Annotated in this window: 22 protein-coding genes; 6 read left to right on the top strand and 16 right to left on the bottom strand. The window is 38.8% G+C overall.

The window, feature by feature from the left end; genetic code table 11:
- Nucleotides 1-273: 273 nt before the first annotated feature.
- From NSQ95_RS02965 to speE, 5 genes are all read right to left on the bottom strand, one after another.
- Nucleotides 274-810 carry a TetR family transcriptional regulator gene (locus NSQ95_RS02965; RefSeq protein WP_340885510.1) on the bottom strand — a complete coding sequence of 179 codons (537 nt, stop codon included), beginning with the start codon at nt 808-810 and terminating at the stop codon, nt 274-276.
- Between the two features lie 152 nt (nt 811-962).
- On the bottom strand, nt 963-1,601 hold the full coding sequence (locus NSQ95_RS02960) for an FMN-dependent NADH-azoreductase (RefSeq protein WP_342560226.1): 639 nt from the start codon (nt 1,599-1,601) through the stop codon (nt 963-965).
- A 381-nt stretch (nt 1,602-1,982) separates the two neighbouring features.
- A complete protein-coding gene (locus NSQ95_RS02955) occupies nt 1,983-2,528 on the bottom strand; it encodes an MEDS domain-containing protein (RefSeq protein ID WP_340885515.1) in 546 nt (181 codons plus the stop codon).
- A gap of 408 nt (nt 2,529-2,936) precedes the next feature.
- A complete protein-coding gene (speB, locus tag NSQ95_RS02950; RefSeq protein ID WP_342560225.1) occupies nt 2,937-3,809 on the bottom strand; it encodes an agmatinase in 873 nt (290 codons plus the stop codon).
- Between the two features lie 4 nt (nt 3,810-3,813).
- The gene (gene speE, locus NSQ95_RS02945; protein ID WP_169361405.1) at nt 3,814-4,647 is read right to left on the bottom strand and encodes a spermidine synthase; all 834 of its coding nucleotides are present in this window, start codon (nt 4,645-4,647) and stop codon (nt 3,814-3,816) included.
- Nucleotides 4,648-4,814: 167 nt separating this feature from the next.
- Between speE and NSQ95_RS02940 the strand changes: the two genes are divergently transcribed.
- Nucleotides 4,815-6,893, top strand: coding sequence for a PBP1A family penicillin-binding protein (locus tag NSQ95_RS02940; RefSeq protein WP_340885520.1), 2,079 nt, complete (start codon nt 4,815-4,817; stop codon nt 6,891-6,893).
- A gap of 1,364 nt (nt 6,894-8,257) precedes the next feature.
- Here NSQ95_RS02940 and NSQ95_RS02935 read toward each other — a convergent pair.
- Nucleotides 8,258-8,773 (bottom strand): YwhD family protein, encoded by a 516-nt coding sequence (locus NSQ95_RS02935; protein ID WP_340885522.1) that lies wholly within the window; start codon nt 8,771-8,773, stop codon nt 8,258-8,260.
- Nucleotides 8,774-8,840: 67 nt separating this feature from the next.
- Between NSQ95_RS02935 and NSQ95_RS02930 the strand changes: the two genes are divergently transcribed.
- Nucleotides 8,841-9,026 (top strand): 2-hydroxymuconate tautomerase, encoded by a 186-nt coding sequence (locus NSQ95_RS02930; protein ID WP_340885524.1) that lies wholly within the window; start codon nt 8,841-8,843, stop codon nt 9,024-9,026.
- Nucleotides 9,027-9,044: 18 nt separating this feature from the next.
- On the opposite strand, the gene NSQ95_RS02925 is transcribed toward NSQ95_RS02930, so the two are convergent.
- The 3 genes from NSQ95_RS02925 to NSQ95_RS02915 all read right to left on the bottom strand — a co-directional run bounded on the left by NSQ95_RS02925 (nt 9,045) and on the right by NSQ95_RS02915 (nt 11,232).
- A complete protein-coding gene (locus tag NSQ95_RS02925; protein WP_340885526.1) occupies nt 9,045-9,560 on the bottom strand; it encodes a YwgA family protein in 516 nt (171 codons plus the stop codon).
- 13 nt (nt 9,561-9,573) lie between these two features.
- On the bottom strand, nt 9,574-10,869 hold the full coding sequence (locus tag NSQ95_RS02920) for an HD domain-containing protein (RefSeq protein ID WP_340885528.1): 1,296 nt from the start codon (nt 10,867-10,869) through the stop codon (nt 9,574-9,576).
- Between the two features lie 135 nt (nt 10,870-11,004).
- The gene (locus NSQ95_RS02915; RefSeq protein WP_144539789.1) at nt 11,005-11,232 is read right to left on the bottom strand and encodes a DUF1450 domain-containing protein; all 228 of its coding nucleotides are present in this window, start codon (nt 11,230-11,232) and stop codon (nt 11,005-11,007) included.
- A gap of 156 nt (nt 11,233-11,388) precedes the next feature.
- Between NSQ95_RS02915 and NSQ95_RS02910 the strand changes: the two genes are divergently transcribed.
- The gene (locus NSQ95_RS02910) at nt 11,389-12,012 is read left to right on the top strand and encodes an RsfA family transcriptional regulator (protein ID WP_169361399.1); all 624 of its coding nucleotides are present in this window, start codon (nt 11,389-11,391) and stop codon (nt 12,010-12,012) included.
- Nucleotides 12,013-12,111: 99 nt separating this feature from the next.
- Here NSQ95_RS02910 and NSQ95_RS02905 read toward each other — a convergent pair whose 3' ends face one another.
- Entirely contained in the window at nt 12,112-12,942 is an 831-nt protein-coding gene (locus NSQ95_RS02905; RefSeq protein WP_340886092.1) for a lipoate--protein ligase family protein, read from the bottom strand.
- Between the two features lie 20 nt (nt 12,943-12,962).
- Nucleotides 12,963-13,907: a phosphate acetyltransferase gene (gene pta / locus NSQ95_RS02900; RefSeq protein WP_340885530.1), complete on the bottom strand. Its 945-nt coding sequence runs from the start codon at nt 13,905-13,907 to the stop codon at nt 12,963-12,965.
- Nucleotides 13,908-14,058: 151 nt separating this feature from the next.
- Between pta and hemQ the strand changes: the two genes are divergently transcribed.
- The 3 genes from hemQ to gerQ all read left to right on the top strand — a co-directional run bounded on the left by hemQ (nt 14,059) and on the right by gerQ (nt 16,010).
- Entirely contained in the window at nt 14,059-14,808 is a 750-nt protein-coding gene (gene hemQ / locus NSQ95_RS02895; RefSeq protein ID WP_342560224.1) for a hydrogen peroxide-dependent heme synthase, read from the top strand.
- A 394-nt stretch (nt 14,809-15,202) separates the two neighbouring features.
- Entirely contained in the window at nt 15,203-15,628 is a 426-nt protein-coding gene (locus tag NSQ95_RS02890) for a cell wall hydrolase (RefSeq protein WP_251557142.1), read from the top strand.
- Nucleotides 15,629-15,647: 19 nt separating this feature from the next.
- Entirely contained in the window at nt 15,648-16,010 is a 363-nt protein-coding gene (gene gerQ, locus NSQ95_RS02885; protein WP_251557143.1) for a spore coat protein GerQ, read from the top strand.
- A 495-nt stretch (nt 16,011-16,505) separates the two neighbouring features.
- On the opposite strand, the gene NSQ95_RS02880 is transcribed toward gerQ, so the two are convergent.
- The 5 genes from NSQ95_RS02880 to NSQ95_RS02860 are packed head-to-tail and all read right to left on the bottom strand — an operon-like array spanning nt 16,506 to nt 18,791.
- Nucleotides 16,506-16,886: a DUF423 domain-containing protein gene (locus NSQ95_RS02880; protein WP_169361458.1), complete on the bottom strand. Its 381-nt coding sequence runs from the start codon at nt 16,884-16,886 to the stop codon at nt 16,506-16,508.
- A 21-nt stretch (nt 16,887-16,907) separates the two neighbouring features.
- Nucleotides 16,908-17,159, bottom strand: a complete 252-nt coding sequence (locus NSQ95_RS02875; RefSeq protein WP_169361457.1) for a YwdI family protein — start codon at nt 17,157-17,159, stop codon at nt 16,908-16,910.
- On the bottom strand, nt 17,156-17,335 hold the full coding sequence (locus NSQ95_RS02870; protein WP_340885537.1) for a uracil-DNA glycosylase: 180 nt from the start codon (nt 17,333-17,335) through the stop codon (nt 17,156-17,158). Before NSQ95_RS02870 ends, NSQ95_RS02875 begins: the two co-directional genes overlap by 4 nt.
- Before the next feature lie 36 nt (nt 17,336-17,371).
- Nucleotides 17,372-18,025 (bottom strand): uracil-DNA glycosylase, encoded by a 654-nt coding sequence (ung, locus tag NSQ95_RS02865; RefSeq protein WP_340885540.1) that lies wholly within the window; start codon nt 18,023-18,025, stop codon nt 17,372-17,374.
- A 4-nt stretch (nt 18,026-18,029) separates the two neighbouring features.
- The gene (locus tag NSQ95_RS02860) at nt 18,030-18,791 is read right to left on the bottom strand and encodes a DUF4230 domain-containing protein (RefSeq protein WP_340885543.1); all 762 of its coding nucleotides are present in this window, start codon (nt 18,789-18,791) and stop codon (nt 18,030-18,032) included.
- Nucleotides 18,792-18,797 lie beyond the last annotated feature (6 nt).

Raw genomic sequence — 18,797 nt, 5'->3', positions numbered from 1 at the left:
AATTTATTTATGTAAAAATATAACCTTCATATTATAGCTTAAATTTCATCTAAGTTACAACTAATCGTAAAATACACTTTTTTCTAAAAAAAAAGCTTGTTTAAATACACCAAAAAGAGTGTGGAGGTCATCACTAAGCTTTTCTTATTTATCTCTGTTAGAGGATATGGTTTATTTTTCGAGAGGTGGTCTTGTTTATGAATTTACACATAAACGATTGAAGCAGTTTAGTTCTGTTTAGTTGATACAAAGGATTTATAATGGATGCTTGTACTAGCCTAAAATGATGCTTTTCAAACGGTTTACCGCCGTATGCAAGGTTTCTTTTCCCTCTACACATGCCATTGCAACTCCATAGATGCCCCAACTCCAAAATGTAGCAAGAAAATAATGTTCTTCTTTTATACCGTGCTCTTTATCTAATAATGTATGCAGATTTTCCGTCAAGCGCTGTTTTATTTCATAGTCCATTTTCGGTTTAAATTCTTTAACTGCTCGTTGACAATGTAAGGCTAAATTTGTCTGAGAACTTATAATAGCTTGTAGGGACATAATAATCGTTTGTTCGTCGATCACTTCTTGTAATGCTACTTCTTTAAAAATTTCTTTCGTGAGAACCTCTTTTTGAATTACATCGATTAAATCGTATTTATCCATAAAATGATAGTAAAACGTTGAACGGTTAATCTTTGCTTCTTGTGTAATATCAGAAATTGAAATATCACTAAAATCTTTTTGTTTAATTAGTTTCAAAAAACCATTCATGATATTTTGTCTTGTCCGTTGGATCCTTGGATCTTGTTTTTTCATTCGAACCTACCTTCTCGAAACTGTATTATTTTGAACGCTTGTTAAATTAAATGAATGACTAAATTATAACAGAAAAATTTCTGGGAAAAAAATAAGCAATTCGTGGTCCATACAAAACAGACCACAAATTGCAATATTTAGATAATAAATGATTAGAATTTTTTTGCTAATTGCTTTGCACGTTCAATGCCTGCTAGTTTAATTTCCTCAGCTTTATCTCGCATTGCATCATGACCCTCAATAAATAAACCTTCAAATTCAGAAATACCCATGACAGCCATCAATTGTTTTAAATAGCGATTGCCTAGCTCTAAGTCTGCTAAAGGATGACCTTCTGAATAAAAATCACCACGAGCTTGAATGTGAAGCACTTTCTTACCTTGAAGTAAGCCTACAGAACCTTTTTCTGTATATCTAAACGTTTTACCAGGCACTGCTACAGCATCAATGTATGCTTTAAGTACTGCTGGGAATAAGTAATTCCATAATGGGGTTACGAATACCATTTTATCTGCTGAAACAAATTGATCAAGAATTTCGTTTAGGCGACTCACTTTCACTAATTCCTCTTTAGAAAGAGCATCCATGGATTGTCCTGCACGAAGTTTTCCCCAACCACTAAACACATCTGCATCTAAATTAGGGATTTCTTGCTTAAATAAATCTACAGTCACAATTTCATCCTTTGGATTTGTTGCTGTATATGCTTCAATGAATGCCTTTCCTGCTGCCATACTAAATGAATGATTTTCATCATTTGGGTTTGCTGTAATAAATAGTAACTTAGTCATAATTTTTCCCTCTAATTCTTTAAGATTTGCAACATCTGTTGTGTGATTAGTATAAAATGATTTATTAACTATACAAACCAACAGTTTTATCGAATTGTTGCAAATCCAACATTCAGCTCAGATTGGCTAAAAAGAGAATAATCCAACTATTATATAATAGGTATAGTAGAGAAGAACCTTAACACGCAGGTCCCATCGAAAAAAGAACAAGTAAAAAGAACTTATTAAACTGAAATGCTTTAGTATGTAAAGGTTGGGACACACTCTTCTCAAAATAAAAGCCTCAAAATTTTACACCTGGTAAATTTTAGAGGCTACTATTGCAATACATGTAATTATTTTGCGTTACACCTGCCGCAATCCGCTAGAGGAGATGAACGATTAACGTTTATATTTTTCCGAAACTAATAAGTCATCTTCCACTAAAACATATGGGTGGGTTTCCAACAAAATGTCCTTAAGGTATTCTGGCATCCTTATTCCTGAATAGGCACAGATTAATGGAAACTCTACTTCGTTAACCGCTTTATCTACAATTTCCTCGAAATCTCTAATGAGATATAATGGCTCTTCCATAGAGCTCCATTCGACGTGTGCCCATGACCGAAAAGAGACATCGTTTTCCACATATGGCTTGATCATTTCATTGAAGTAAGCAGCTATTGCTGGAGGATGATAACTACCACTTGAATAATAAAAGGATAAGCTGTTTACAAAATGAACGTATTTCATTTGAACTTTCGATACTCTCAAGCTCAATTCATTTTTAATAAAAGGATAAAGTCTATCATTCTCAACAAGGATAGTGTATTCCCCTGCCTTAATGCCATTTTCAATAAAGCTTGCTACCTGTTCCAAGTAATTTTCCATTTCCAAATAAGAATAAAGCACATGGACATTCTTCCTGCTTTCAAATAATTGATTCATTTTACTTCTCAAGCTATCATTCCTTTTCCCTTCTTTTCTCTAATTATAGAGAAGTTAAAAATAAAAATAAACAGTATTTTCCATACATTTAACTCTTTCTCCTACTTCACAGTTGTGTATGTAATAGAAAATAAAGGCCCCTAAAACTTTACTGTACGTAAAGTTTTAGGGGCCTTAGTTATAGATGACTCTCTATTTAACCCATCCTAGTAGCATTTCGCGTATGAGCTTCGACGCAGTGTTTGCGGTTTGGCTTCCGCTTCACTTCGTTCAGCTCCGCAGAACACTAGAGACTGCTTTCTACTTTAAAAAGCCTAAGATCATTTCTCTCAGTAACTTCGACGCGGTATTAGCGGTTGTGCTTCCGCTTCACTTCGTTCAGCTCCGCAGAACATTAGTGACTGCTTTCTATTTAACCCATCCTAGTAGCATTTCGCGTATGAGCTTCGACGCAGTGTTTGCGGTTTGCTCCGATTGGTCGTAGATTGGGGCTACTTCTACTAGGTCGAAGCCTACCACGTTTATGCCTGAGTTTGCGATTGCGTGGATGGAGGCTAGTAGTTCGCGGCTTGTGATTCCTCCGCAGTCTACTGTTCCTGTACCAGGTGCATGCGCTGGGTCGAGTACATCAATATCAATGGTTACGTACACTGGACGACCCTCAAGTGTTGGAAGTACCTCTTTTAATGGCTCTAGCACTTCAAATTTAGCAATTTGCATACCATTTTCTTTCGCCCAATCGAACTCTTCCTTCATTCCAGAACGAATTCCAAATGAGTAGACATTTTTAGGACCTATATGTTCTGCAATTTTACGTATCGGAGTGGAATGGGAAAGGGGCTCTCCCTCGTACTCCACGCGTAAGTCTGTGTGTGCATCCATGTGAATGATCGCCAGGTTATCATATTTATTCGATACAGCCTTCATCACTGGCCAAGAGACTAAATGCTCTCCACCCATACCGACCGGTATTTTTCCATCCTTCAATAACTGATGAATGAATTCTTCAATTAATTCTAGACTTTTACCAGCGTTTCCAAATGGAAGCGGAATATCTCCTGCATCAAAATAGTTTACATCATCTAGTTCTCTATCAAGATAAGGAGAATATTCCTCTAGACCAATAGATACTTCACGAATACGCTGGGGACCGAAGCGGGATCCAGGACGGTAACTTACTGTCCAATCCATCGGCATTCCATAAATGACTGCCTGTGCTTCATCATAATTTTGCTTGCTTTTAATAAAAACATTACCTGAGTATGCTTCATCGAATCTCATTGGCTTACTCTCCTGCAAGGTCTTTCACAAATTTCGGTAAAACGAACGCTGCTTTGTGAAGTTCTTTTGTGTAATATTTCGTGTCTATATCGAAGAATTGCTCGTCTGGAACTTGTAGTGGGTCATATTTTTTAGACCCAATTGTAAAGCACCATAAACCACTTGGATACGTTGGGATATTAGCCAAATACATATTTGTAATTGGGAATATTTCCTTCACATCTTTTTGTACTTGGCGGATTAAATCTGCTTTAAACCAAGGGTTGTCCGATTGTGCAACGAACAATCCGTCTTCTTTTAAAGCTTTAGAGATTCCAGCATAAAAGCCCTTCGTAAATAGATTTACTGCAGGTCCTACTGGTTCTGTTGAATCTACCATAATGACATCGTACTCATTTTCAGACTCAGCAATATGCATAAACCCGTCTCCAACTTGTACATCTACTCTTGGGTTTTCTAATTCACATGCAATCTCTGGTAAATATTTTTTTGAGTACTCAATTACTTTTCCATCTATATCAACTAATGTCGCTTTTTTAACCTTCGGATGCTTCATAATCTCACGAATTACTCCACCGTCTCCCCCACCAACCACTAATACATTTTCTGGGTTAGGGTGCGTGAATAAAGGAACGTGTGCAACCATTTCATGATAAACAAACTCGTCCTTTTGGGAAGTCATAACCATGCCATCTAAAAAGAGCATGTTACCCCATTCCTCTGTTTCAGCCATTTCCAACAGTTGAAAATCCGTTTGTTCTGTATGAAGTGTGCGTTTCACCTTCATTGTGATGCCAAAGTTCTCGGTTTGCTTTTCTGTAAACCAAAATCCAGCCATTTATCTATCTCCTTCCAATATATGATTCTTTTACTTTACCTAAAAAGTAAATACAAAGAAAGTATAGTGGTTTTTGGCAAAAGTGCAATAGTTTTTTAATTCTCGGTTTAATTTGTTTCTATAGTTCTCATACTGTTAAAAACACAGGTGAGAACGGGGTTGATTTTTTGAAGCGCGCGCAATATAAAAAGAAGACTACTCGAAATAAAAGATTAAAAAGAGTTCTCCTAATCGGAATAGCTGCTAGCTGTGCATTTTTAAGTGCCATAGTCACTCTTCGAATATATGCGCAAATAGTTGGCGCACCGATTATTCAGGTTCCAATTTCCTCTGTATATTTAGACAATCAAGGTAACGTCATCGGAGATCGTTTTAATGAGCAACGTAGGTACTGGATATCACTAGATGAAATGTCTCCCTTCATTCCACAAGCAACTATTTCCGTGGAGGACCAGGAATTTTACGAGCATAATGGTTTTGACTACTCTCGAATTGCTTCCGCTCTACTAAAGGACGTAAAGGCAGGAAAAAAAGTTGAAGGTGCCAGCACTATTACTCAGCAATATGCACGTAATGTGTTTTTAACCCACGATAAAACATGGACAAGAAAAATAAATGAAGCTTTGTACGCTTATCGCTTAGAAATTTTTTATGAAAAGGATGAGCTTCTAGAGGGGTACTTGAACACTGTCTATTTTGGACATGGTATGTACGGAGTAGAGGCTGCAAGTCAGTATTATTTTGGGAAAAGCGCTAAGTCTTTAACTTTAGGAGAATCAGCTCTTTTAATGGGTATTCCAAAAGGACCGACCCACTATTCTCCAATTGTGAACGAAGAAAAGGCCGTTAATCGTCAAAAGCTAATATTGCAGTTAATGAATAACCAGCAATTCATTACTTCAGAACAAAAGGAACGTGCAAACCTAGAGCATTTAGCTCTAAAGACAGAAGAATCAAGAGTAGCCAAAAAGACAGCACCTTATTTCTTAGAGGAAGTTTGGAAGGAAGCTACAAAAATAGTAGAGAGCAAAGGACGTCGCATTGAAGATGGTGGATGGACGATTACTACTACGTTAAATAAACAGCATCAGCAGGTAGCAGAAGAAACTATTGAAAAGTGGATGCCTAAAGGGGAGTTGCAAATCGGGTTCGTTAGTATGGAGCCCAAAACAGGTTATATAACAGCTATGGTTGGAGGAAGAAGCTTTACCGAAAGTCCCTTTAACCGAGTTACACAAGCAAAAAGACAAACCGGCTCAACAATCAAGCCTTTACTGTTCGCAGCCGCTCTAGAAAATGGCTTCTCTCCTCTTACTTACTTAAAAAGTGAGCGAACGATTTTCACTTATGACAACGGACGGAGAGAATATGAGCCTAAAAATGTAAATGGAGAGTTTGCTAATCATCCAATCTCCATGGCGCAGGCCTTAGCAATCTCCGACAATATATATGCAGTGAAAACATTGGAGCATATAGGCTATAAACCTTTTGAACAACTGGTGGAACGCTTTAATATCAACATGAAGGTCGATCAAACACCTGCTACCGCGTTAGGTACACCAGAGGCGTCCTTACTAGATATGACGAAGGCATACAATACGATATCAGATAAAGGAATGCAAATGAAACCAACGTATATTACAAAAATCTCAGACAATGAGGGGAAAGTTATATATGACATCAGTGAGGAGAAACGAAAAGGCAAGAAAGTATTGTTAGAAGAAGATGCTTTCTTATTATCCCATTTGATGACTGGAACATTTGATCCTACGTTTAATGACTACTCTCCTGCCACTGGTATTAGCATACGGGCAAAGCAAACACGTCCTTACGCAGCAAAATCGGGCACAACGAATACAGATCAGTACCTAATAGGCTTTTCTCCACAGCTAACAGCTGGAGTTTGGAATGGCTATGACCAAGGCAAGGCAGTGAGTGATGCAGAAGCGAAGCAGGTAACGAAGCAAGTATGGATTGAATTCATGGAGCAAGTACATCGAGGACTACCCGAGGAGCCATTTATCGCTCCTGCAGGTGTACGCGGGGTTATCGTAGATATAGAAACAGGAGGACTTGCAACTTCTGATTGTGAAAAGCAACGCCTTGTTTATCTGAAGGAAAAGGATATCCCAACTAAGCTTTGTACAGATCCACGACTAAAACAGCACACATTCGAGGATTTATCGGAAGAACAAAAAGAAGAAGAGTCCTGGTCCATCTTCCCATTCAACTTCTTTGGAAACTAAGCATTTAAGACAGTTAAAAGGCTGGGTCAAGACTATCTTCTAAATAAAATGGAGTTGTTTTCCGTTTCGGCGGACGCTTTCCGGGGGCACGGCTTCAATCTCCTCGTCGCTTTGCTCCTGCGGGGCTTTCAGCTCGTGCTGTTCCCCCAGGAGTCGCCGCCTCCTCTCCAAACAACTACAATGGAGAGATTTTTTTACAAGATATCAACTGCTTTAAAAGAAGTAAAAACGTGAAATCAAATTGCCGATTTCATGTTTTTAAAGACTTAATTGAAGATGGAGTAATCTCAAGGATTATAAATGAGGCAAGTACCTTAATAGAGTTAAAAGATTAGTGACTTACCTTAAATAATAGGTGCTTCGGTAAAAATAATATTAAAGTAAAATGAGCTTGGAGTTATTCCTAGCTCATTTTTTTAAAAGTTGTCAATTTCATAAATAGCAATTTACCAATTAAAGCACGAACAATTTATAATATTGATTGTAGCGACAGGCGGCGACTCCGGCGGGATGAGTGAGACAGATAAGACATCACAACCACGCGCGTTAGCGATGGGTGATGGCTTATCGCTCACCCCGCGGAAAGCGTCCGACAGAGCGGAAATCAATTCTACTTTATTACTAAAAAAAGCATTCTAATCCTCCATATCCTCTTTAAATTTTTCGTGTTTTCCATAAAAAATGAGGCAAGTACCTTAATAGGGTTAAATGATTAATGACTTAATAACTGGTCCCTAGGTAAAATTAATATAAAAGTAAATTGAGCTTGGGGTTATTCTCCCTAGCTCAATTTTTTTAAAGTTATCAATTTCATAAATAGCAATTAACCAATTAAAACACGAACAATTTATAAGATTGATTGTAGCGGCAGGCGGCGACTCCTGTGGGATGAGTGAGACAGATAAGACATCACAGCCACGCGCGTTAGCGATGGGTGATGGCTTATCGCTCACCCCACGGAAAGCGTCCGCCAGAGCGGAAATCAATTCTACTTTATTACTAAAAAAGCATTGGAATCCTCCATATCCAATTTAAACTTTTCGTGTTTTCCATAAGAATAGCAGCAATTATGAAATTGATTACACAATATTAATAATCTCTACCTTAACCATATCCAAAATTTAAAAGGCTTTTCATCTCCCTAAAGAGACGAAAAGCCTTTTCTTAGTATAATTTTCTGTTTAAAGTTGGAAAGATTTGGATTGGGTTTCACAAACCTTCCAGCCCATCTCATACTCATTTAACTAAGTGTCCTAGCATTACTGTGAAGTAAGCTTTAAGTAAATTGTACTTTCTTTTTTCAATTAATTCAACCGTCTAATCGGACTATGTTGTAATTAATTCATTCTAAAGTTATTTTAATATTATATTCCTAAATCTTGATGCAGCTTTTGTTCGCTTTGTTCCCACATTTGAGGATTGTGAGATTGTAAAAATTCCTTCAAGATTCCTTTTGAACGATCGTCCATAAAATCAACTAAAATTTGGCGCTTCATGGACTTATCCATTCGATTTACATGGTCAGCCAAAATCTTATAACCCCGTCGCTTCTCTCTATTTACTACCATCTCACAAGCAGCTACGCCGGCGTAATAAGGGCCATCCTGTTTGTAATCGATTGTTACCCAAACTAACCAATATGGCTTTCCTCCAGCAGAATCCTCACGATTGGTAGTAAATTTAATACCTCTTTCAGTATCGCTTCTTGCATGCATTGCACCAATTTCAACTTTGGCAGTGCCTTCTTCTATATCGATAATGACTGGAGAAACGTTCTCAAGTGAAAGAGAACCGATCCCATATCCCTTGTGACCATCAGTTGGATCGTTTTTAATAATGGTAAATCCTACTTTTTGTTTCGGTTTTTCTTCATTTGTCATGCGTATGCTCCTTTTCTTCTGTTATGATGTTAAGTATACTGATTATTTCTACAAAGGAGGTAACAAAATGCCATATGTAACAGTAAAAATGTTAGAAGGCCGTTCAGATGAACAAAAAAGAGAGCTAGTGGAAAAGGTTACTGCAGTAGTTGCAGAAACGACTAATGCTCCAGTCGAGAATGTTGTCGTTTTTATCGAAGAAATGCCTAAAAACCACTATGCGGTAGCTGGAACACTTCTTAGCGATAAATAAAGTTAACCAAAGCTATTCCTAGTGAATAGCTTTTTCATTCATCAAGTTCATCACAAACGAAAAAGCTTCCTCGATTTCATCATCACTGTAATTCAACTTTCCTTTTACAACACGTACTTTTTCAATTTGTTCTTCCTTTGGAAAGTTCTCAAAGTAAAGCAATGTAGATACTAGCTCTAAAAACCGTGAGCTTTTCTCCTTCATTTGTTTAATGCAGGAATTTAATGCGGCACTAGGTTCAGAAATCTGAGCCATTTGAGTAAAGTGTTCCCCTGCATCGGTCATTTGATATTTATATTGGACGTAAGAGCCTTTATCCTGACGCTCCTCCTGCAAAAATCCCATATTACAAAGTTCCTCTACACGTAAGGTTAGCTCTTCAGAGTATGGGCCATATATATGGAAATCATATTTCTCTTTATATGGAAATTGTAGTTTCTTTGCGATATAGACCATTTTTTGTAATTTTTTTCTTCCCGTGATCCCGTCTGCTGCTCCGATAAATTGTACAATTTTTGCATGTTCCTCTAACAATACAAACCCACCTCTATTTTAGTAAATCAAGTATTTGTTTCTTCAAAGCCTTCTTCTTGCCGTCTGCTGTCAAAAAGTCCTCTGGAAAGTATAATTTGTGATCTGTTCGTCGCTTACCCGAAATAGCTTCTACCACTTCAGATTGGCGAGAAAGTTCACGTATTTCCCCATTTGGCATTTGTAGGTGTATCGGGATACGCTCTCCCTCTTCTCCTGGTCGATAAAAATCGTAAGGCAAGTCTGATGACGAGTCAAACACCAAATAATATTCTGGATCAATTCCAACTCTCTTAAATAGCTGCTCTAATTCCTTCATTTTCACATAGTCTTTTGCCAAGTCAAATTCAATATATTGAAATAGCTTACGGTTAACAAAACGATTACATAAATCAGATAAAATGGCATCCTTTTCATTCATCCACAGCTGAAAATATGTTAGCAATACCCCTTCATCTAAAGCCAAATAATCATTCAGAGTAAAGGTCTTGTCAAAAAAACGAGCAAAATGAGTAGGCCGCTGTTCAAAAGCATATCCGTTTTCACTCAATGCTTTTGCTCTGTGCAAAATTTTCGTAAGAATGACCTCTGCACTTCGTGAAACTGGGTGGAAGTATACTTGCCAATACATTTGGTAACGGCTCATAATATAATCCTCTACCGCATGCATCCCAGTAGATTTAATAACTACCTGGTCATCGAGCGGTCTCATCACTCGTAAAATACGTTCCATGTCAAAATGACCGTAGCTCACCCCAGTAAAATAAGCGTCTCTTTGTAAATAATCCATACGGTCTGCATCTATTTGGCTTGAAATAAGACTTACTACTTGCTTGTTAGGATAGGTTTTCCCTATTACATCGGCAACTTTTTGAGGGAAATCAGGACTGACTCTTTTAAGTACCTCATTAACCTCTGTATTTCCAAGTAAGATTTGCTTTGTAAATTCCTCATGGTCCAATCCAAATACATTTTCAAAGGCGTGAGAAAATGGTCCATGTCCCAAATCGTGTAGCAATGCTGCACATAATACTACCAGTCTTTCAGAAGGGTCCCATTCTGGTCTTCCTTCAAAACTATCATCTACGATTCGACGGACGATTTCATATACACCTAACGAGTGATTAAATCTGCTATGTTCTGCCCCATGAAAGACTAGATAAGTAGTACCCAGCTGTTTAATGCGACGAAGCCGTTGAAATTCCTTTGCCCCAATCACGTCCCAAATCACTTGATCTCGAACATGAATATAGCGATGGACTGGATCCTTAAATACTTTTTCTTCTGCTAGCTTTTGCGTAGCATAGCTCATATCTCACCCTCCATGTCTTTTAAAAATGTAGCTCACTTCCTATTAACTATAAAGTATAAAGAAAAAAGCCGCTTATGGAAAGGCGGCAATAGTTCGTTACATATAGGATAACCTTCTTGCAAGGAATGTCTATTATTATGATTCCAGCTTGGCGCGTACTTTCTCCATTAATTCGTCCTCAGTTAAAGCTGCCACTGGACGATTATTTATAAAAGCAAACGTCTTTTTACGCCCTGGACCGCAGTAGGACTGACATTCTTTAATCTCAACCTCTGCCTCTGGATCGATTGCTTTTAGCTTTGGAATTAATGTTTTTAAATTAACGGCCTGACACTCATCGCAAACTCGAAAATGGTTTGCCATAGTACACAACCCTTTCTATAAATAGATATTGTCTACACGTCATTGTATCTTAAAGTTTATATTGCTATCAAGTGTAAATTACGTGAATAAAAGAGCGATATGTTGTCCATGATGTTAATAGAACAACGAAACTATGAACATGGTAGGAGGACAAACATGGTAAAAATAAGACAAGACGCATGGATGAGAGAAAACGATGAATTGTTAGCTGAATTGGTGTTAAGACACGTTCGCGAAGGTAGCACCCAGTTAAACGCATTTGAGGAAGCTGGTGACGAGTTAAACCGTACTGCAGCAGCTTGTGGATTTAGATGGAATGCAGTAGTTCGCCATCAATATGAAACAGAGCTAAAAGAAGCAAAGAAAGAACGCAAAGAAAAGCTTCGTATTTTAGGAAAAGATTACAGACGTAGAGGAAATGGAATCTACCTAGCGAAACCTCAGGAAGAGGGAGAACGCACTCAATCTATTCCGGTTTCTGCATTATCGATAGATATAATCATTGCTTATCTAGTACGACTGCAGCATAGTGATTCAGATATTTCTAGATACCGTCACATGGCAACGATTTCAAATGAAAAGATTCGTAAGTTAGAAAGCGAACTTGCCAAACTCGAAAAAGAAAATGCTGCTATTAAACAAGATTACGAGCAATTCGTACAAATCATGAACCGTGCCCGTCGACTAGTAACATTAAACGACGAAGAAATGCCAGCAGTACCAGTATTTCAAATGGAGAAAAACGGCAACCTAGTAACAAAAGAACCACCAACCGTTTAATGGATTGGTGGTTTTTTTCTGATTATGTCAGCATTCCGTTGTAGTTAGATAGACAAGCTCAATGTGCGAAAAAACACTTTTTTTATGCGTATGGTATGGTTATCCTTCTAGCATTTTTTGATTTCGTTTTAGTACTCTTTCTAAGTAGAACCGATAAAGTTCCGCTTCTTCCTGAATAAGTGATTGAGAGACCACTTGATCGGACCTCTGATGCAGTAGTTGTTGGATTCGAATGACTACATCCTGCACCGTATAGGTCGCTTGCAGAAGCTCATTAAGTGAAGCCATGACCTCAGGTTTTATACTAGGGTAACTAAATTTAGTAACCTCTCCCTGAACCCCTATTTCATAAAACTCTTGAATAAGGCGAGCTCTTTCGCTTCCGCTTCCTTCAACGCAAAGGTACACCTGGACGGCTATGCCTTGTCTCAATCTTCGTTGAGAAATCCCAGCAAATTTTTTGCCTCCAATACTTAAATCATAGGATCCGGGGCAATATGAGCCTACTATTTCATAAGCTTCTATTTTCCCCTCAGCCTCTGGGAAAAGTTGCTGGACGAAAGCTAACATCACCTCGTAGCCAGTAGGTATGTCTATGGAATTCTCTCTTTCAGACAACACAATTGATATATTTAGGACGCCTTCATCTAATACAACCGCAAGTCCTCCTGAATTTCGAACGATAGGATTGTAGCCTCGCGTACGCAAGAAATCTTGAGCCTCTTCTACAAAAGGCAATCTATGATCCTGAATCCCCATTACTACGGTTTGATCATGTACCCACGTTCTTACGGTTGCTGGGGACTGCCCCTGACCGACTACATGACAAAGTAAATCGTCAGCTGCAAAGGATTCCAATGCAGAGCGGCTTTTTCCGCTCAGTGACTGGTCCCAAAAACGCCATGTTTGTTGCTCCAATAAAACATCTATTTCTGACATCCCTATTCTCCTTAATCTAGTGCTTGAGCTGCTGTAATATAAGCAAGCTTGTATACATCCTCCGCATTGCAGCCTCGTGATAAGTCATTTACTGGGGCATTTAATCCCTGTAGTATCGGCCCAATTGCTTCAAATCCTCCAAGACGCTCTGCTATTTTATATCCTATATTGCCTGCCTCCAAAGAAGGAAAAACAAAAACATTTGCATTTCCTCTCACTGTTGCACCTGGTGCTTTTTTATCCGCAATGGACGGAACAATACTTGCATCGAATTGAAGCTCCCCTTCTATCACCAGCTGAGGTGCTCGTTCTCTTGCAAGTCTTGTTGCTTGAACGACTTTGTCCGTCTCCTCCGATTTTGCGGAACCTTTAGTAGAAAAAGATAGCATTGCCACCTTTGGCTCTATACCAAATGCAGCAGCTGTCTTAGCTCCCTCCACTGCAATTTCTGCCAAGTCATCACTTGTCGGAGCGATTGTAATGGCACAGTCGGCAAAAATATATCGTGTATCATTCTTTACCATTAGAAATGCCCCACTAGTCTTTGTAATTCCAGGCTTTGTTTTGATAATTTGTAGGGCCGGTCGCACAGTCTCCGCCGTTGTATGTGCTGCTCCACTTACTAGACCGTCCGCTTTTTTTGTATAAACAAGCATTGTGCCAAAATAGTTAACATCCTTTAAGATCTCTCTTGCCTCTTCTATAGTTACTTTACCGTTGCGTCTTTCCACAAAAGCATTTACTAGTTCGTCCATATGTTCATAGGTTGCCGGATTCAACACCTGTAAGCCACTTGGAATATCGCTCTCATTTCCTATGACAATGGGCTGAATTACTCCCTCTTCATGCAATTTTAATGCTGCCTCAATTATTCTTGGATCGTTTCCCTCTGGTAATATAATGGTTACATTTTTACTTTGCAGCTTGCCTTTTATTTCTGTAAATAAATCAGCCATAATAACGCCCCCATTAGGATATATTTGTACTTTAAGCATACACGAGTTTGTCACAGATTGTCATGTAAAAGTGGGGCTAAAAGGGGAATTCTAAAAGCTGGTATGGTAAACTAAATATGCGAAATATTTATTAAAGGGAGTGTCTTATATAATGAATGAAGCAGCTATTACATTAGATGGTTGGTACGTTTTACATGATTTCCGCCAAATGGATTGGGCGTCATGGAAACAAGTCGATCCTGAACTTCGTAAACAAGCAACAGATGAGTTCGTTGCCTTTTTAGATGAATTACAACAAGCAGACGATGCAAAAACTGGAGCTCACGCTTGCTATACTATTGTGGGCCAAAAAGCAGACTTTATGTTAATGACGTTACGTCCAACTATGGATGAATTGCAAGAGCTAGAAGCGAGATTCAACAAGTTAACAATTGCTGACTTTACGATTCCTGCTTATTCATACGTATCAGTAGTAGAATTATCTAACTACCTGTCTGGTGAGTCAAATGAAGATCCATATCAAAATCCACATGTGCGCTCACGTCTATATCCACAACTTCAACGCTCTCAATACGTTTGCTTCTACCCAATGGACAAGCGTCGTGATGGCAACGATAACTGGTATATGCTTCCTATGGAGCAACGCAAAGAGTTAATGCGTAGCCATGGAATGATCGGTCGCAGCTATGCAGGAAAAGTGAAACAGATTATCTCAGGTTCTGTCGGCTTTGACGATTTTGAATGGGGAGTAACTTTATTCTCAGATGATGTACTTCAATTTAAAAAATTAGTATATGAAATGCGCTTTGATGAAGTAAGCGCTCGCTATGGCGAGTTCGGTTCGTTCTTCGTTGGTACTATTTTAGAAGGCGAAAAACGCTCTACATTTTTCAATCTTTAATATGAATATATAAAAGGCTGCCTTTTAGTAGTCTCAGACTGTAGCACAAACCCCATGAATTTTGGTGTTTGCCTACAGTCTTTTTCTTAAGATGGAGATAAAGCTTGTTAATGCCGCTTCGAGCGGACGCTTTCCGCGGGCACGGCTTCAGCCGCTTCCCTCGCTGCGCTCCAATCTCAATAATGTTTCTTATTAAATGACGGAGAGGCAAACCGTGGGCTACTCAGTCCATATCACAGACTTAACCTGGATTCCCCGGAAAAGGGGAAGAAATCGAAATTGTTTCTACACCTTTTGTCTACAATCTGAGACTGCCTTTGGGTAGTCTTTTTTATATGCAAAATTTGTCATGATAGGTCATTTCTTAACATAGTTTAATGTAGGAGGTGATGCATTGGCGGTAGTTCGTGCGACTTCGAAAGACATCGATCTACTAGCAAGGCTAATGCGAGCAGAAGCAGAGGGCGAAGGCGAACTAGGAATGCTAATGGTTGGTAATGTAGGTGTAAATCGAGTTCGTACAGCTTGTTTAGATTTTACAGATATACGAAACCTCGAGCAAATGGTTTTTCAACGTCCCGGTGGCTTTGAGGCAACTACTAAGCCATACTTTTACCAGCGTGCAAGAGATAGTGATCTAAAACTAGCACAACGTGTAGTTAACGGTGAGCGTTTTCATCCTGCTACCAGATCATTATGGTTTTTTGATCCAGGCGAGAGTACTCCATGTCCTGCACAATGGTATGGTCAATGGAATACCGGACGCTTTAAAGCACACTGTTTCTTTTCGCCTACCGAAGAAGAATGTCCAGAGATTTAAAAAAAGAGAGGATGTATAAATGGTTCAGTATTATTGGTATCCAGGTGGCTATCCAAACCAACAGTACTCGCAAGGGCAACAGGTTCCGGGGCAACAACCGCCCCAACAGCAATATACTCCTGGGATCCAAATACCTGCTGGTGGACGGTCAGCAGAAGAATCCTATGTGGAGAACATTTTAAGAGCCAACAAAGGAAAACTAGGAACTTTTTATTTTACTTTTGAAAACAATGCAACACGAAACAATGTAGTCCTGAACGGATATGTAGAAGCTGCTGGACGCGATCATGTGATTATTAGTGATCAAAATGGGAAACGATACTTAATGTTAATGATTTACTTTGATTATGCGACGTTCGATGAAGAAATAAATTACTATTAACCATAGGCAAGGCTTATTCTTTTGGAGTAAGCCTTTTTCTATTTTTATAGGATTTCTAGTGACAAAAAGCAGGACTAAGAGATTGTCGATTTCTGCTTTTAATAAATACATAGACAGTAAAGGCTTAATAATAGACACTTTGTATAAAAGATAAGAATCCCTAATTTCCGTTCCTGCCGGACGCTTTCCGCAGCCTTCCACTCCAATTAACTAGTATCTTCCTACTAGGAAAAACACCTTTCCATAATAAAGCTAAGGAAGTTAACCATCACATGAGTTAAACCAAGTAATCCCTTAACCTAAATTCCTACAAGGCAACTTACAATATTGTTGCGACAAAAGATCATCATTAAAAAGTAAGTAACTTTCCTAATCATTTAGATAGTGATATACGAAAATGCATAAATCACATAATAAAAAACCCGCAAATGATAGACTGATGTCTACATCTACGGGACAGTTAAGAAACTCTAGAGATTACTTTTTCAAAGAGGATTAATTTGCATATTTTACGGCTGCAACGATTAGCATAACCCAGCCGATTAGGAATGCCACTCCACCGATTGGTGTGATTGCTCCTAAAATACTAATTCCCGTTAAGCTAAGTACGTACAGACTTCCAGAGAAAATAACGATACCCGCAAGGATTAAATAGCCTGCTACGTTTAACTGTGACACTGGTCCTAATAGCTTACTGCTCATTAAAATACCAATGGCAACTAATGCAAGCGCATGAAACATTTGATATTGAACCGCTGTTTCCCATGTCGCTAAATACTTGTCAGCAACCCGACCTTCTAATAAATGTGCTCCGAATGCTCCAAGGGCTACGGATAAGAAGCCATTAATAGCACCTGCGATGATAAAAAATTTCAAGTTGTTCCCTACTTTCTTTTATTAAAAATCAAATAATGACTCTCCGTTTGCATCGTCTTCCTTCAAGGGTGCAGAAGGCGCTGTTAAGGTCGCTGTCTTCACGGAGGGCGTTTGAAGTACTGTTGGACTTTCTGTTAGTGGCACAGTTAGAGCTACGTCACATAAAGCCTTTATAGCAGCTAGACTTTCCCGGATGGATTGTTCCCCCGACGCAGTCTTTGCCTCTTGAAGCTGTTTTTCTATTTGCATTAAAATCTGTCTGTTCGAAATCACTTGTTATGCCCCTCCAGTTGCTTTGGTTCAAATTTTAAGCACTCCACGCCTGAGGATCTTTTGACTAACGCAGAAGGAAGCTCCTTTGTTTTAAATTGGTAAGCCCTACAGCCACGTGGATGATTCGCATCCCAGGTGGTAAAAAAATGTCGACACTTAAAACAATTTACAGCCAATTTCTCTCCCTACTTTCTATCGTTATCCTAGCATAATTAGAGGCAAAAATCGATTGGCTTTTCATTCATTGACACTAACTGTTCATTTATTTGAGAATAGGGTCTGCTTCCCAAGAATCCTCGGTGAGCACTTAGAGGGCTTGGGTGAGTTGATTGAATGATGTGGTGTTTGGTCGTGTCGATCAGCTTTAACTTAGCTTGTGCAGGCTTACCCCATAAAACAAAAATAATCGGCTTTTCGTGTTCAGAGAGTTTTTGTATAACGGTATCTGTGAATCGCTCCCAGCCCATGCCTTTATGCGAATTTGCCTCACCTGCTCTGACAGTTAAAACCGTATTTAACAGCAAAACACCCTGCTTCGCCCATTTTTCTAGATAACCGTGAGAAGGAATAGAACATCCTAAATCCTCCTCTAGCTCTTTTAGCATGTTACGCAAGCTTGGTGGAATTTTAACTCCTGGCTTTACTGAGAAACTTAAGCCATGGGCCTGTCCTGGACCATGATATGGGTCTTGACCTAGTATAACCACCTTTACAGCATCGTATGGTGTTAAACGAAACGCACTTCCCACCTCTTCTCGTGGTGGATAGATCGTGTGTTCAGCATATTCCTTATCTAGAAAGGACTGTAGCTCCTTAAAGTAAGGCTTATCCCATTCGACGCCTAATATTTCTTTCCAATTTGGCATTTAATCACTCCTTAAACTCCACTTGCACGTCATATTCAATGAGCTGGAACATTTCCTGTACGGATTTTACGGCATTTTCTTCTGCAAGCTCCAGAATACCTTGTCCGGTAGATTCTTCAATCATCATTTCTTTGGCAGTTGCAGCTAGTTCATATGCTTCTTCTATGTCTGCCTTTTCTCGAAATAACCCCTCAGAAGATAACACCTCTACTTGGTCAAAAAATATTTCGGGACCTCCTAGAAATTCTGGTTTTGGCAATGTTAAAATAGCAGTCTTGTTTTCTTCATTAACCTTAATATCTGATTCGGTTACCTCTGAAAAATTAACCCCTGCCTTCACGGACCCGGGAACTACTACTAAAAGTTGCCTTTTGGTTCCTGGCAAGTCTAATCCAATCTCTTTTCCAAATACTTTATTATCTTCTTCTTTTAAAATTACCTTCGTATATGCTTGTGCAGTTGTTAGCTCATTTAGACCTTGTACTCTTTCAACAAAGATGCTCTTTGATTCGGTAAAGGTACTCCCTTGAATTGCCCAAAATGCGGCAAACGGTAACGCTGCAAGAAGTAAAAAAGCTAGGACAGAGATGATTAGAATTGATTTATATTTGAATCTAGATAAAAATAATGGCATCTTCCAGAGGCTTAACCCTCCTCGCCTTGGAGAATCTTCTACGATGGTAGCAGCACTTTCCTCATTTTGAGCTTTCAATTCTTTTAATAGCTTTTCCATTTCCCGAATCTTGTCACCTTGTTTCATCTTCATCCCTCT

This window comes from Psychrobacillus sp. FSL W7-1457, assembly GCF_038593405.1.
GTDB lineage: Bacteria > Bacillota > Bacilli > Bacillales_A > Planococcaceae > Psychrobacillus.
The sequence above is the reverse complement of the archived record's forward strand: the minus strand, read 5'-3'. Positions and strand labels throughout refer to the sequence as shown.